At 66.6% G+C, this 15086-nt stretch carries 11 protein-coding genes and 1 pseudogene; 3 read left to right on the forward strand and 9 right to left on the reverse strand.

The window, feature by feature from the left end:
- Window positions 1–65 precede the first annotated feature (65 nt).
- The 4 genes and pseudogenes from ACW5DN_RS08725 to pilG all read right to left on the reverse strand — a co-directional run bounded on the left by ACW5DN_RS08725 (window position 66) and on the right by pilG (window position 3498).
- Window positions 66–2087, reverse strand: a complete 2022-nt coding sequence (locus ACW5DN_RS08725) for a methyl-accepting chemotaxis protein (protein ID WP_456962300.1) — start codon at window positions 2085–2087, stop codon at window positions 66–68.
- 67 nt (window positions 2088–2154) lie between these two features.
- Window positions 2155–2715: pseudogene (locus ACW5DN_RS08730) on the reverse strand (chemotaxis protein CheW); the annotation flags it as partial.
- The gene (locus ACW5DN_RS08735) at window positions 2712–3077 is read right to left on the reverse strand and encodes a response regulator (RefSeq protein WP_456962301.1); all 366 of its coding nucleotides are present in this window, start codon (window positions 3075–3077) and stop codon (window positions 2712–2714) included. The gene ACW5DN_RS08735 and the pseudogene ACW5DN_RS08730, both read right to left, overlap by 4 nt.
- A gap of 19 nt (window positions 3078–3096) precedes the next feature.
- Window positions 3097–3498 carry a twitching motility response regulator PilG gene (gene pilG, locus ACW5DN_RS08740; RefSeq protein ID WP_456962302.1) on the reverse strand — a complete coding sequence of 134 codons (402 nt, stop codon included), beginning with the start codon at window positions 3496–3498 and terminating at the stop codon, window positions 3097–3099.
- A gap of 197 nt (window positions 3499–3695) precedes the next feature.
- Here pilG and gshB point away from each other — a divergent pair, with 197 nt between their 5' ends.
- On the forward strand, window positions 3696–4652 hold the full coding sequence (gshB, locus tag ACW5DN_RS08745) for a glutathione synthase (RefSeq protein WP_456962303.1): 957 nt from the start codon (window positions 3696–3698) through the stop codon (window positions 4650–4652).
- The gene (locus tag ACW5DN_RS08750) at window positions 4649–5518 is read left to right on the forward strand and encodes an energy transducer TonB (protein WP_456962304.1); all 870 of its coding nucleotides are present in this window, start codon (window positions 4649–4651) and stop codon (window positions 5516–5518) included. Before gshB ends, ACW5DN_RS08750 begins: the two co-directional genes overlap by 4 nt.
- On the opposite strand, the gene tsaB is transcribed toward ACW5DN_RS08750, so the two are convergent.
- The 4 genes from tsaB to mrcB are packed head-to-tail and all read right to left on the reverse strand — an operon-like array spanning window position 5515 to window position 11302.
- Window positions 5515–6264 (reverse strand): tRNA (adenosine(37)-N6)-threonylcarbamoyltransferase complex dimerization subunit type 1 TsaB, encoded by a 750-nt coding sequence (gene tsaB / locus ACW5DN_RS08755; protein WP_456963009.1) that lies wholly within the window; start codon window positions 6262–6264, stop codon window positions 5515–5517. The two genes, ACW5DN_RS08750 and tsaB, sit on opposite strands and share 4 nt — an antisense overlap.
- A 14-nt stretch (window positions 6265–6278) precedes the next feature.
- Window positions 6279–8366, reverse strand: coding sequence for an ATP-dependent DNA helicase (locus ACW5DN_RS08760; protein ID WP_456962305.1), 2088 nt, complete (start codon window positions 8364–8366; stop codon window positions 6279–6281).
- A 3-nt stretch (window positions 8367–8369) separates the two neighbouring features.
- Window positions 8370–8879, reverse strand: coding sequence for a tetratricopeptide repeat protein (locus ACW5DN_RS08765; RefSeq protein WP_456962306.1), 510 nt, complete (start codon window positions 8877–8879; stop codon window positions 8370–8372).
- Window positions 8876–11302, reverse strand: a complete 2427-nt coding sequence (gene mrcB, locus ACW5DN_RS08770) for a penicillin-binding protein 1B (RefSeq protein WP_456962307.1) — start codon at window positions 11300–11302, stop codon at window positions 8876–8878. The genes ACW5DN_RS08765 and mrcB overlap by 4 nt, the downstream gene beginning before the upstream one ends.
- A 156-nt stretch (window positions 11303–11458) precedes the next feature.
- Here mrcB and ACW5DN_RS08775 point away from each other — a divergent pair, with 156 nt between their 5' ends.
- Complete coding sequence (locus ACW5DN_RS08775; RefSeq protein ID WP_456962309.1) at window positions 11459–13561, forward strand: glycosyltransferase; 2103 nt, start codon at window positions 11459–11461, stop codon at window positions 13559–13561.
- Here ACW5DN_RS08775 and ACW5DN_RS08780 read toward each other — a convergent pair.
- Complete coding sequence (locus ACW5DN_RS08780) at window positions 13558–15075, reverse strand: hypothetical protein (RefSeq protein WP_456962310.1); 1518 nt, start codon at window positions 15073–15075, stop codon at window positions 13558–13560. The genes ACW5DN_RS08775 and ACW5DN_RS08780 overlap by 4 nt on opposite strands.
- Window positions 15076–15086: the final 11 nt, after the last annotated feature.

The following is a 15086-nucleotide window of genomic DNA, read 5'->3' on the forward strand; positions in this document are numbered from 1 at the left end:
GAGCGGGCGCAAGGGTTGCGAGCGACCGGGTGTCAGGCTGTTCATCCGTCGATCCAATTTTCGCCTCAGGCCGGGAGCTTGAAGTCGGCAACCGAACGCCGCAGATCAGCGGCCAGTTGGGCCAGGTTTCCAATCGACTGCGCGGTCTGGTTGGCGCCCTCGGTGGTTTGCGAGGTGATCTGCTGGATCGTGTTCATGGTCTGGGTGATGTTGGCCGCCGCGCCAGACTGCTGTTGCGCGGCCGTCGAGATCCCCTGGATCAATCCGGACAGATCCGACGAGACCTTCTCGATCTCACCCAGGGCGGTACCGGCATCCTCGGCCAGCCGCGCACCGGAGACGACTTCGGTGGTGGTCTGCTCCATCGAGCTGACGGCCTCGTTGGTATCGGATTGAATGGTCTGGACCAGCGACTCGATCCGCTTGGTCGCATTGGAGGAGCGTTCCGCCAGGCGCTGCACTTCATCGGCCACCACCGCGAACCCGCGGCCGGCCTCACCGGCCGAAGCCGCCTGGATGGCTGCGTTCAGCGCCAGGATGTTGGTCTGCTCGGAGATGTCGTTGATCAGTTCGACGATGGAGCCGATCTCCTGGGAGGACTCACCCAGCCGCTTGATGCGCTTTGAGGTTTCCTGGATCTGGTCACGGATGTTGTCCATGCCCTGGATCGTCTGGCGCACGACGCCGGCACCGGCCGTCGCGATCTGCACCGAGCGTTGCGCCACGTCGGCGGATTCCGCGGAGTTCTTCGAGACCTGGTCGATACTGGCGGCGATTTCGCTGATACGACCCGAGGCGGAAGTAATCTCCTGTGCCTGATGCTGCGCCGCGTCGGCCAGCTGCATGGCGGTGGCCTGGGTTTCCTGGGCGCTGGAGGCGACCTGGACCGAGGTATCGGTAATGGTCTGTACCAGGCTGCGCAGCTGCTCGACGGCGAAGTTGATGGAGTCCGCGATTGCCCCGGTCATGTCTTCGGTCACGGTCGCCTTGACGGTCAGATCGCCCTCCGCCAGCGAACCCATTTCGTCCAGCAGGCGCATGATCGCCTCCTGGTTGCGGTCGTTGAGTTCCTTGCTGGTGCTGTAGCGCGCGTGCTGCGCCCGGTTCAACGAGAACAGTAGTCCGACAATCGCCAGCAATGCGATCAGGCCGGAGATGATGGATACCCACAAGTTGCCCAGCAAGCTGGTGTCCTTCAACGAGCCGAATGCATTGAAGGCATCAAACAGCGAGCGACTTTCGGACAGCAACTTGTCAGAGCCGGTGGTGATCGCGTCAGCCGCGGCCTGGGCGCGGAACAGGTTCTGCGAACTTCCCAGGATCGCATCCAGGTCGGTCTTCATTGCCGTCCACAGCGTTTCGGCCTGGCCCAGTGCGTTCAAGGCGTTGGCGTTGCTCAGTGGGGTGATGCCGGTGCCTTCGTCGCCATCGCGCAAGCCGGCCAACACGTTTCCAAACACTGCGGCGTCACGGGCCAGGCCTTCGCCCGCGGCCTCGGCATTGCTTCCGCCGGCGCGGATCTCGGTCACCCGCCGGGCCATGGTTCCCGACAACACGACCTGGCGCAGCGCGTAATAGACCTGTGACGATGGCGAGCCGCTGGCGGACATCGCGCGGACCAGCTCGTCCAGCCGCGCCTGCAGGTCCGGCACCTGCCTGGTGAAGCTGTTGGCATTGCCGGCCAGGCCAAGCACGGCCTTCTCGCTGGCGATTACCTGCTGTGCACTTTTGTCCAGCGGCGCCCAGGTCTGGCTGACATCACCGATTGCCCCGGATACCCCGGGGGTGTCCCCGAAGTTCGTGGTCAGGTCACCGATGTTCGCATCGACTTCCGCCTTGGTTGCCTTGAACGAGGTGAACGCCGCCTGGTCACCACCGACGGCCTCACGACCTCGCACCGCCAACTGCTGCGACAACACCTGCAGGTTCGAGGCCGAGGTACTGGCGCCGCCCAGACGTGCGGCCTTCCAGGTCGCATAACCGGTATTCAGGCCGAAAATCAGCACCGAAAAACCCAGCACGATCAACCAGGTGTTGACCCCGATGTTGCGGGTCTTGCCGGCGACGGAATTCATTTCAGTGCTCATGTTCAACCTCAAGTGCGTTGCTGGCGTGGGTTTCGTTGCCGTGAAGTTCGGTACGCAGCGGTTCAAAGGCCGCCTGTCTGAATTCCGGGGTTCGGGCCAGCCGGTCCAGGCTGAACACTCCCCAGAGATGCTCGCCCAGGCGGTAAGCCCGGCTGATGAAATGGGTATAACGGCCCTCGACCAGCGCGGCAGGGTTGGTGCCGTCGGCCGCCTCCAGCTGGGACTCGTTGAAGCTGCGCTGGCCGTACAGCTCGTCGATCAACACGGCAACGTCACCGCCCGGCTGGCGCACCAGCAACATGCGCTGGGCTTCATGCAACACGGTGCGCTCGCCTTCCAGGAACTGGCGAAGGTCTACTACCGGCAACAGGTTCCCGCGTACGTTGGCCAGGCCCAACAGCCATGAGCGCGCGCCCGGCACCGGTGTGACCTGGGGCAGCGGCAGGATCTCCAGGACCTCGTCAAACCCGGAGGCGAGCCGACGATTGCCTATGCGATAACCCACGCCGCGCCACAGGCCTGGCGCTTCCAGTTGCTCTGGCAGCCCGGCGACATGCGCCAGGCTGCGCCGCTCGTAGTTGACCAGGATCGCAAACGGATCCGGCGCCGTAGCCGCCGGGTAGTTCACGGCCCCAACAGCTCGTTGATGCGCGCGATCAGCTCGTCTTCGCGTGGTGGCTTGACGATGTAGTCCCTGGCGCCCTGGCGCAGGCCCCAGGCCTTGTCGGTTTCCATGCCTTTGGTGCTGACGATCAATACCGGGATGGCCTTGGTGGCCTCATCGCGCGACAAGGCGCGCGTCGCCTGGAAGCCATTCATCCCCGGCAGGATCACGTCCATCAAGACCAGGTCTGGCTGCTCGCGGCGACAGGTATCGATGCCGTCCTCGGCGTTACCCGAAGCGAGTACCTCATGTCCGTTGCGTTCCAGCAACTGGGTCAGGACCGCCGTATCAGTCGGCGAATCCTCGATCAGAAGAATACGTGCCATTGGATGCCTTACCCCCCGGTCAGGCGTTGTTGACGTGCGTTCGTATGGCGTCGAGGAGTTCCCCGCGCGTAAATGGTTTGGTGAGGTACTGCTGGGAACCCACGATGCGGCCACGCGCCTTGTCGAACAAGCCGTCCTTGGACGAGAGCATGATCACCGGCGTGCTCTTGAAAACCTGGTTGTTCTTGATCAATGCGCAGGTCTGGTAGCCATCCAGGCGCGGCATCATGATATCCACGAAGATGATCTGCGGCTGCTGGTCGGCAATTTTTGCCAATGCCTCGAAGCCATCGGTGGCGGTCACCACTTGGCAACCCTCACGCTTGAGCAATGTCTCGGCGGTACGGCGGATGGTCTTGGAGTCATCAATCACCATGACTCGCAAACCATCAAGGCTGCCGCTGCGAACCTCGTCGTGCATCTTCAAATATCCCCGATATCCCAATGCGAAGCGCCAATGCCAAATCCCCGGGCGCGTTGCGTAGGCTCCCTTTATTCCAAGCCAGATGCAAGCTGTCAAGCACGGAAATGTTCGCGATCAAGATGAATGCGCGCCGCTGCGGCGATCTGCCGGAGCCCCTGCTACCATCGTTGCCACTCCATACAACCAGTGTCGCCATGCCACTCGACATCGTCGTCGTGATGGACCCGATCGGGTCGATCAAGATTGCCAAGGACTCCACCTTCGCCATGCTGCTGGAAGCCCAACGGCGTTCGCACCGGTTGTGGTACGTGGTGCCGGGCGGGCTCGGCCTGCGCGACGGCAAGGCGGTAGCGAAGGTGGCCCGGCTGCGTGTTCGCGACGACCCGGCCGACTGGTTCGAGCTGGAAGCGGCTACCCAGGTCGACCTTGGCGCCGGCCACGTGCTGTTGATGCGCAAGGACCCACCGGTCGACAACGAATTCATCTACGACACCCAGGTCCTCAGTCTCGCCCAGGACGCCGGCGCGCTGGTGGTCAACGACCCGCAAGGGCTGCGCGACTACAACGAAAAACTGGCTGCATTGCTGTTCCCGCAGTGCTGCCCGCCTACTGTGGTCAGCCGCGACAAGGCAATACTGAAGGCATTCATCGCCGAACAGGGCCAGGCGGTGTTGAAGCCGTTGGACGGAATGGGCGGACGCTCGATCTTCCGCGTCGGCCACGGCGATCCCAATACCAACGTGATCCTGGAGACCCTGCTCGGCGATGGGCCCCACATGGCAATGGCGCAACGTTATATCCCCGAGATCAGCGCCGGCGACAAGCGCATCCTGCTGGTTGACGGGGTGCCGGTCGACTACTGTCTGGCGCGCATTCCGCAGGGCGACGAGTTCCGTGGCAACCTCGCCGCCGGCGGGCGTGGCGAAGGCCGTCCGCTGAGCGAGCGCGACCGCTGGATTGCCGCCCAGGTCGGACCGCAGATGAAGCGTCGCGGGATGTTGTTCGTCGGCCTGGACGTGATCGGCGACTACCTGACCGAGGTCAACGTCACCAGTCCCACCTGCATCCGCGAGCTGGACGCACAGTTCGGCTTGAACATCGCCGCCAGCCTGTTCGATGCCATCGAGGCACGGGCGGCTGCCGAAGCGTGAGCGTGGCAGCGGCGCCAGCGATCGGTGAGCAACAGCGTCTGGGCGCGACACTGGTTCTGTCGTTGCTTGTCCATGGGATGCTGCTGCTCGGGGTCGGCTTCGCGCTGGAAAGCGCGGCGCCGGTAGTCCCGACCCTGGACGTGATCCTGACCCAGACCCGCAGCGCACTGACGCCGAAGCAAGCCGACTTCCTGGCCCAGGCCAACAACCTCGGCGGCGGCGAACACGACAAGAGCACGCGCCCGAGCGAGAGCCAATCGGGGCCATTGCCACAGGCCACCGAGGGCATTGCCCAGCGCCAGTTGCGCGCGCAGTCACCCGCCCCGCAACCACAATCGCGGGCACGGGTCATCAGCAGCACCCGTAGCGAGATCGCCGTTGCCACCGCGCAGGAAACTCCCGAGGCCAGCGATCATCCGCTGCCACCCGGTCAGGAAAAGATCGATCGCGACGTCGCCATGGCCCGCCTGGCCGCGGAAATACACCTGCGTTCCGAGCGCTATGCCAAGCGTCCCAAGCGCAAGTTCGTTTCCGCCAGCACCACCGAATACGCCTGGGCCAGCTACTTGCGCGGCTGGGTCGACCGGGTCGAGCGCGTCGGCAACCTCAACTATCCCGACGAGGCCCGTCGGCGCCGGCTGGCCGGGCAGGTGGTCATCAGTATCGGGATCCGCCGCGATGGCACGGTGGAGCACTCGCAGATCGTTCTGAGCAGTGGCATCGCGCTGTTGGACGCTTCCGCCCTGCGGATTGCCAAGCTGGCCGAGCCCTACGCGCCGTTACCGGCAACCGATGAAGATCCCGACATCCTGCACGTGACCCGCACCTGGGCGTTCTTGCCGGACGGCGAGCTGCAAGACCGTTAGGGACTCGACGGCTTCGAGGCCCGCAACGCCTTTTGCTCAGCGGTTGTCAGGGCAACGTGATTGCGCAGGTAGGCCGGTTCAATCCGCTCCGGCGCGACCCCCTCACCGCGAGCCAACGCCGCCGCCGCGAGCGTGGCCACCGCAGCGGCATGCGGCAACGCCGTCGCATCGATGCTCGCGAACCTGGCAGCAAGGCGTGACCCCAACGCGCCGTTGCAAGCCGCAAACCCGGTGCCAACCCCGTGCCAGTCGCCGGGTCCGGAGGGCAATTGCGCCGCATCCGGGGCAACGACAACCTCCTCGCTGATCGCGATGAGTCCGTCACTGCGCCACTCGAACGCACCGGAATAGATCTCGCCCATGCGCGCATCGATGGCCGCCAGGATGTGGCCACCGGGCCGGTCGGCCAACTCCCCGGGCAGTGCAGCATCGGCCGGGCGATACCCGGCCGCCAGTGCGGCCAGCGTGGACACCGGGACAATCGGGCGATCCAGCGCCAACGCGATGCCCTGTCCAATGGCGATCGCCAGGCGCACGCCGGTGAATGCTCCCGGCCCGCGGCCGACGGCGATTGCATCCAGCTGCGACTTCTTCAGGCCCGCCTGCGCAAGCAAGGCTTCCGCCCACGGCAACGCAAGCTCGGCATGCCGGCGCGGCGCAACCTCGAAACGCTCATGCACCTCGCCATCGATCCACAACGCGACCGAGCAGCCCTCGGTAGACAGTTCAAACGCGAGCAGCTTCATCTCATCGGCCTTGTTCACTCATTGATGGTCTCCGCCAGGAGTGATGACTGTGATGCGAAAAAATCCTCCACCTCCTCGATCCGCCGCGTCTTTGGCAACGGCGGCAACGAGTCCAGGAACACCCGCCCGTAGCTCTTGGCCGACAGCCGCGGATCGCACAGCACCAATACACCGCGGTCGGTCTCGCTGCGGATCAAGCGCCCGGCGCCCTGCTTGAGCGCAATGACGGCCTGCGGCAGTTGTTCATCCCGGAACGGGTTGCCACCGTCGCGCCGGATCGCTTCCAGCCGGGCCTCGAACACCGGATCATCGGGCGCGCCAAAGGGCAGTTTGTCGATGATCACCACACTGAGCGCATCGCCGGCCACGTCCACGCCTTCGCGAAAACTCGCGGCACCCAGCAACACGCCGTTACCCGACCCGCGGAAGCGCTCCAGCAGCAGCGAGCGCGGACCCTCGCCCTGCACGAACAGTGGCCACGGGCCGCCGCGCAATAATTCGGCCGCCTCACGCAGCGCCCGGTGCGAAGCAAACAACACGAACGCACGGCCTGCGGACGCCTCCAGGACAGGCTTGATCGCCTCCACGATGGCGGCGGTGTAGTGGCGCGCCGACGGCTCGGGCAGCCCCGGGGGTAGGTAGCACAACGCTTGCTTCGGCCAGTCGAACGGGCTGGGTGCCAGCAACGTGGTTGGCTCATGCAAGCCCAGCTTGATGGCGTAGTGCTCGAAGCGGCCGCCGATCGCCAGCGTGGCCGAAGTGAATACCCACGCCGCCTGCGAACGTGCGCGGTGCTCTGCCAACGGGCCGGCGACATCCAGCGGCGTGCGGCTCAGGCGGAAACCACGTGCGGTCAGCTCGTACCACAACACGCTGGGCTCGCTGCCGTCCAGCAGCGGGCCGCGATCGTCCGGGTCAGCGACCGGGACATCAGCATGCTGCGGGGCGAACGGCGACGGATCGATACTGTCGACCCCGGCATCCGCCACGTTTTCCACAGCTCCTGCATCGTCGGCATCACGCCAACGCAACAGGCGTTTCTCGAACTCCCTGGCCCGCGCGGTGCAACTGTCGAAACCCGGCGCCGCCTCCCGCAGTGGCAACAACGCGGCATGCAGGTCACGCAACGCCTGCAGCAAATCATCCAGTCCGGCCTCGGCGTTGGCGTCCTCGGCGGCACGGCGACGGGTGCCCCGCACCGGCAGTTCGTCCATTGACGCGCGCAACTGGCGCACGGCCTGCTCCAGCGCGCGCGTAGGCTCCTGCAGAACGGCCAATGCCCCCGGGGTTTGCTTGCACTCGGCCAGCGCGTCGCGGGCCAACTCCACCAACGGCCGGGCGCTTAGCGCTTCACCGAAAAATTGCGCCGCCAGCTCCGGCAGCTGGTGCGCCTCGTCGACCACGAACGCCTGGGCACCAGGCAGTATCTCGCCGAAGCCTTCCTGCTTCAGCGCCAGGTCGGCCAGCAGCAGGTGATGGTTGACCACCACCAGGTCGGCGGCCTGCGCACGTTGCCGCGCCTGGACCACGAAACACTCCGAGAAGAACGGGCACTCGCTGCCCAGGCAGTTATCGGCGGTGGAGGTCACCATTGGCAGCAGCGGCGAATCGTCCGGCAGGTCCTCCAGCTCGGCCATGTCACCCATCCGCGTGCGACTGGACCAGGCCACGATGCGCTGGAACTGCGAGGCCATCGCGAGATTGTGGAAGCGCGGTTCGCCCTTGGCCTGCTGCAGTCGGTAATGGCACACGTAGTTGGATCGGCCTTTCAGCAACGCGGTCTTCAGGCCGACGCCGAGTGCGTCGCGCACCCGCGGCAAGTCGCGATGGTAGAGCTGGTCCTGCAGCGCGCGGGTGCCGGTGGACACGATGGTCTTCAGGCCGGACAGGATCGCCGGAACCAGGTAGGCGAAGGTCTTGCCGGTACCGGTGCCGGCCTCTGCCAACAGCACGCCGCGGTGTTCGAACGCATTCGCAATCGCGGCGGAAAAATCCTGCTGCGCGCTGCGTGGCGTGAACGCGGCAATGTTGCGCGCCAGCTCGCCGCCTTCGCTCAATGCGGCGCGGCTGGCGGTGCCAAGTCGACTTGTCGCGTGGTCCATCGGTCAATAACGCGGCGGTGCAGTGACGGTGCACGCGTCGCGTTGCTGGCGTGCCTGGGCGAGCTGCGCGGTTTCGCCTTCCACCGCCAGCACCTGGACCACGGTTTCCCAGTGCCGCCGGCACTGCGGGCCCACTTCGGCGCCAATCGTGATTGCCTGGCGCGCGAGTCGTTCGGCCTGTGGCAGGTCACCCAGCAGCACGGCGGCCTCGGCGCGTTGTTGCAGCAGTTCCGGATCACCCGGATCGAGGGCCAGGGCCTGGTCGAGGATCACCGCAGCTTCGGCGTGGTGGCCTTGCGCATGCAATTGGCGGGCTTGGGCCTGCAAGTCGGTGACGTGTGCGCCGGCCAGGGGATTGACGACCAGCTCGGGGGTTGCGGAGGCGCCGGCCGCCTGGATCGCTTTCACCATGGCGACCGGATCGAACGACGGCGCGGGAGCGACCACCGGGGCGGCGGAGCAAGCACTGAGCACCAGTGCGAACGTGGCGGCAATCAGCAAACGAAGGTTCATCGTGTTTCCTGTGGCGGTAGCGACTGGTCGGCGGGTTCGGGCTGGGGCTTGTCATCGTCGCGACCAAACCCGAACCACTCACGCCAACCGCCTTGTCCCTGTTCCTGCCCCGGCACGACCTCGGGCTCGGGTGGCTGGCAAGGCTGGTGGGCGGGTGCAAAGCCGGCAACGAAGGCAAACCGGCGCGCGCCGGGACAACCGGCATCGGTCGTGTTCGACCCGACCACCCAGCGCCAGTCCAGGCCCTCGTCGCCCACTGTCAACGATGCACTGGGCAGGTGCTTGAACAACCGTGACCACACCCGCATGCCGCCGGTCGAGCCATACAGCCCGGTCGGTTTGTTGTCGTCGTTGCCTACCCAAACCACTGCCAGGTGATCACCGGTATAGCCGGCGAACCAGCTGTCGCGGCTGTCGTTGCTGGTACCGGTCTTGCCCGCCGCATTGAGCCGGCCGAGTCCGTCGGATACCAGCTGTTGACCGGTGCCGTTGGAGACCGCGCGTTGCAACGCGATCGTGATCAACCGCGCCGCCACCGCATCGCCCGCTTGCGCCGGCGCCGGCGCGGTGTCGTAACGGTTGAGCGCGCGACCGTCGGTATCCAGCACGCCACGCACCAGGTGCAATGGCTGGATCTCGCCGCCGGACGCAAGGAACTGGTACAGCTGGGCCATCGCGTAGGGGCTCTGGTCGAGCGAACCGAGGATCAGCGACGGGTTGGGTTCGGCCTTGATCCCCGCCAGCGTCTGTACCAGATCAGCGATCCGCCGCGGATCGACCTGCATGCCGACCCGCACCGTTGCCTGGTTGTAGGAGTTCGCCAGCGCGTCGACCAGGCGCACGCTGCCGTGACTGCGGCCATCGGAATTGCCCGGTTCCCAGCGTTTTCCGTTGCTGAGCGCCACCGTTACCGGGGCGTCGCTGACCCAGCTGGCCATCGACCATTGGCCCGGTGATGCCAGCGCGAGCAGGTACACGAACGGTTTGATCAGCGAGCCCACCGGACGATGCGCCTCCACCGCGCGGTTGAAGCCAGGCAACGCCGGGGTCGCGCTGCCGACCACCGCCAGCACTTCGCCGTCATGGACGTCGGTCAGCACCAGCCCGGCCTGCAAGTCCGGCCGGTTTTTCCCGTCCAGGGCTTCCAGGGTGTGGGTGACCGCGCTTTCCGCATAGGCCTGCGCCGATGGCGCCATCCCGGTCATCACGCTCAGCCCGGCGCCCGCCAGCGCGTCGGCCGGATAGTCCCGGGCCAGCTGACGCCGCATCAGGTCGACATAGGCGGGGAACCGGTTGGCCGAGGTGCTGCCAGGTTGATCGGTGACGCCCAACGGCGCGGCGCGTGCACGCTGGTACTCGGCGTCGTCGATCAGCCCGGTTTCATGCATCTCGCCCAGCACGAAATTACGCCGTTGGGTGGCTCGATCGGGATGCCGTCGCGGATCGTAGTAGGACGGTCCGCGCACGATCCCGATCAGCAAGGCGATCTGTTCGGTGCTGATGTCGGCCAGATCGCGGCCAAACCAGAACTCCGCTGCCGCCGCCACGCCGTGGATCGCCTGCGCGCCACGCTGGCCCAGGTAGACCTGGTTGAAATAGGCCTCCAGGATCACCTGCTTGTCGTAACGCGCCTCGATCAACAACGCGTAGATGATCTCGTTGAACTTGCGGGTGTAGGTGCGCTCGCGCCCGATCCCGAGCAGGCCACTGCGCGCCAGTTGCTGGGTCAGCGTGCTGGCGCCCTGGCGTGCTTCGCCGGAGCGCAGGTTGACCCAGGCGGCCCGCGCCATGCCGGACAGGTCGATGCCGTGGTGGTGGGCGAAATCCCGATCCTCGACCGCCTGCAGGCCGGTCACCAGCAATTCGGGGACTTCGTCGAGTTGTACCAGCCGACGCTCCTGCTGCTGCTGGCCATACAGGGTCGCGATGCGGGCCGGGTCCAGCCTGGCCAGCTTCAACGCCTCATCGGCGCCGGCCGCGCGCAGACCAGTGACCTTGCCGCCCGACACCGTCACCTCGACCCGGCTGGGAGCAACCGGCCCATCCACGTCGTTGAAGCCGCGGCTGGAGATCACCCAGTGCGTGCCTTCGTTGGAATAGCTGCCGGCCCGGCGCCCGTCGCCGAGGTGATAACCGGCGGCGCGCAACTCGGTCTTGAGCGTGCCGGCGTCCATCGCCAGACCCGGCGCCAGCGCCAGCGGCCGGCCGTACACCCGGGTCGGCAACTGCCAGCGGAGCTGGTCGAAGCGCTCCCCGACCTCGTGGTTGAGGTACAGCGAATACGGGATCAGGAACCCCAGCCCCAACCCGATCGCCGCCAACACCCAGGTCACCACGCGGCGGCGCCATTGCGGCGTCCGATGTTCGTCGGAGTTGGAGTGGTCGGAATTCAAATCGTCTTCGTCGTAATCGATTCGGGCCACGGCATGGGACAATGACAGGGCGGTGCCCTCGTGGACTGAAGTCTAACGCAGCCCGAGCCGACGCCCGTAGCGTGGGCACTGGCGTGAATTGGGCGTCAGTTCAGCCCGTTGCGATAGCGTACGACGCGCTTTTCCCTACTGCCGGAGTTGTAAAGCATGGCGATGTCGCGGGCCGACCTGCGGTTTCTGTTCGATCGCAGCACCGGCCTGATCCAACGCGGGCTGACCAGTTTGCGAACCCGGGGCCTTCATGCTTCGTGGCAGCGCGTGCTTAAGCAGCTGCGGCGGGGCCGGCCAGCGCCGCGCAGCGATCTGTACCTTCCCTCGCCGACGCCTTTCGCCGGCTTCGCGGTGCCTGCCAGCCAGGCGCCCGTCGCCAGCATCGTGATTCCCGTCTACAACCAGTTTCCGCACACCCTGGGGTGCCTGCGCGCGCTGGCCACGCACCCGCCCGGGTTGCCGGTGGAGATCATCGTCGTCGACGACGGCAGCTCCGACGAAACGGCCACAGCATTGACGCAAGTGGACGGGCTACGCTACTTCCGCCGTGTCGACAATGGCGGTTTCGTCGCCGCCTGCAACGACGGCCTGGCGAAGGCTCGTGGCGAGTTCGTGGTGTTCCTCAACAACGACACGGTTCCGCAACCGGGCTGGCTGGACGCGCTGTTGGCGACCTTCGACGAGCATGCAGGTACCGGACTGGTCGGCGCGCAACTGCTGTATCCCGATGGTCGCTTGCAGGAGGCCGGCGGCATCGTGCGCAAGGACGGCTCCGCCGACAAGCTCGGCCGGCTGGAGGCCGCCGACCACTGCGCCTTCAACTATGTCCGCCGCGTGGACTACTGCTCCGGCGCGGCCATCGCCCTGCCCCGGGAACTGCTGGAATCACTGGGCGGGTTCGACAACCGTTACGCGCCGGCATTCTACGAAGACACCGACCTGGGCATGCAGGTGCGTACACGCGGGTTGCAGGTGCTGTACCAGCCCGCGTCCAAGGTGGTGCACGCCGAGGGCGCAACCGCCGGCACCGATACGCGCCATGGCGTCAAGGCCTACCAGGTGCGCAACCAGCAGTATTTCCGGGAGCGCTGGCACGCACTGCTGGCCGACCACCCTGGGCATACCGCCGCCGCGGCTGGACTGACCGACCGGCTGTACTCACGCACCGTATTGGTCATCGACGCGCTCACACCGCGTCCGGACCGCGACTCCGGGTCGCTGCGACTGGTCAACCTGATGCGCATGTTGCGCGAGGAGGGCGCGCACGTGGTGTTCATGCCGGCCGACCGCGACCACGATGGCGACTACACCCGCACCTTGCAGCAGTTGGGGGTCGAGGTCTGGTACGTGCCATTCGCAGCGCGGCTGCCGAAATGGCTGGCCGAGCACGGCGCGCGCTTTTACAGCGTGCTCGTCTGCCGCCACTACGTGATGCGCGAGATGCTGCCACTGCTGCGCAGGTACGCACCGCAGGCGCGGGTGGTGCTCGATACCGTCGACCTGCACTACCTGCGCGAGCGCCGGGGCGGCGAGCTGGCCAACGACCCGGCCCGGACCCGCGCCGCCGAGCGTACCCGCACCCTGGAGCTGGGCGTCATCGCCCGCAGCGACGCGACGCTGGTGGTCAGCGAGGTCGAGCGCAAACTACTGTCCCAGGACGCTCCGCGGGCCCGTGTGGAGGTGCTGTCCAACCTGCACAGCAGCGGTGGCCACGGCCTGCTTTTCGAGGAGCGCCGCGACCTGATGTTCGTCGGCGGGTTTCGCCATCCTCCCAACGTGGACGCCGTGTGCTGGTTCGTCGAATCGGTCTGGCCGTTGCTGCGAGCCCATGAGCCGGATCTGCAATTCCACTGCATCGGCGGCGACGTGACCGCCGAGGTTGCGGCACTGGCGACATCACCGGGGGTCATCGTGCATGGACACGTGCCCAACCTGACCCCGTACCTGGCCGAAGTACGGCTATCAGTCGCACCACTGCGCTACGGCGCGGGGGTGAAAGGCAAGATCAACCAGCCCATGGCTCATGGCCAGCCCGTGGTAGCCACCACCTGCGCGATCGAAGGCATGCATCTGCGTGCCGGCCAGGACGTGCTGGTGGCCGACGATGCCGCCGATTTCGCCACCGCCGTCCTGCGCGTTTATCACGACGGCGCCTTGTGGCAACAACTGGGCGATAACGGCCGCGCCAACGTCGAGCAGCACTTCTCGCTGGACGCTGGCCGCGCCGTGGTGCAACAAGTGCTGTTGGGTCGGGACTAGTCGGCCACCACCGAGGCGGCGCGCACGCGGTGGGCGAAAGCCTCCATGCCTTCTGCGAGTGGATCCAGCGCGCGCGCCGTGTCCAGGGCGTGTCGCGCGGCCGGCAGCTCGCCTGCTCCCAGACGCTCGTCACCCACCGCAATCCAGCGCAATGCCAGCCGCCGGCGCGCTTTCCGCACGGCGCCGTCATCGCCTTCCAGCACCGCGTAGGCGTCCAGGCAGGCGCCTGCGGTCGTCAGCTGGTTGCGCGGTGATGCCTGCTCAAAACACTTCCAGGCCGCCGGACGCAGGCGTGCCGCCATGGCGAGCACCGCCGGCTCCTGCGGTGCGATGGCGCGCGCGGTGCGCAACTTGTCATAGGCGCTCTCGCCCGGCGGCAACAGCAGGTCGCCGCGCGCTTCAGCGGCCCCGGCAGCAGCCAGCAGGTCAAGCACGCGGCGGCGCTGGGCGGCGGACGGCACGCCATCGTTGAAACGTGCCTGCGACACCCGCGCCTCGGTCAGGTATCGCCGCGCTGCGACCACCGCGGCAGCCTGCGGTGCGATCGCCTCGGCCGCCAGCAACTCGGCTTGCGCTGGCCGAAGCTGAAAGTCGGCAGCGTAGCGTCGACTGCGTGCGGCATGTGCATCGGCCACCCGGATCCGACCGCGAGCCGCCTCGGCGTTGCCGGGATCGATCGTCGCAACCTGGTCATAGCCAGCCAGCGCCGCCGCCAGCTCACCTCGCGCCAGGTCATCATCCGCTTTCGCCAGCCGACGCTCGATCCCGGCTCCCAGTTCGGCCAGGGTTTGTGGCAGGTCGACGTGACCGGGATCCACCGCCTGCACGCGCGCGACCAGGCTCGCCGCCTGGCCGAACTCGGCATCGCCCACGGCCTTGCGCGCCTGTTGCAGCAGGTCGGCCAGGGTGTCCTCCCGGCCCTCCAACGCCGCGATGTTGTTGGGTTGCAGTGCCAGCACGCGCTCGAACAATGGCAGCGCAGCAGCCGCATCGCCGTCAAGATGACCCATGCCGCGCGCCACGACCGCCTCGCTCAGCAGCCGATCCACCCCGATGGCATCCACTTCCAGCCTGCGCAGCCGCGCCTCCAGCGCATCGGCCTGCGCCGTTGGCACGGCCAGGTCGCGGGCCAACTGCAATGCGTCGCGCGCTTCCGCCGAATGTCCCTGGTCAATTGCCGATCCGGCACGTGCCAATGCGGCGTTGCCGACCGCGGCCAGCCCGTCGCGCGCACCAATCCGATCGGGATCCAGCGCCAACGCGGCTTCATACAGCTCGCGTGCGCCACGCCCGTCTGCGCGACTCAGCTCTCCGGCTCGCAGCGCCTGGGCGGCATCGATGCGTAATTGCTGGACACGCGTGTCCGGCCACAACCACTGCGATATCGGTTGGCGGGCCAACAGCAACACTGACAGCCCGCCCACCGCCAACGCCAATGCCAGCCAGCGATGCCAAGCAGGGACGCGCGGCCTGTGGTCATCATTGCGATTGTTTCGGGGTGAGCGCAGAGGCATGACAGCAGCAT

The organism is Lysobacter sp. A289, assembly GCF_054072675.1.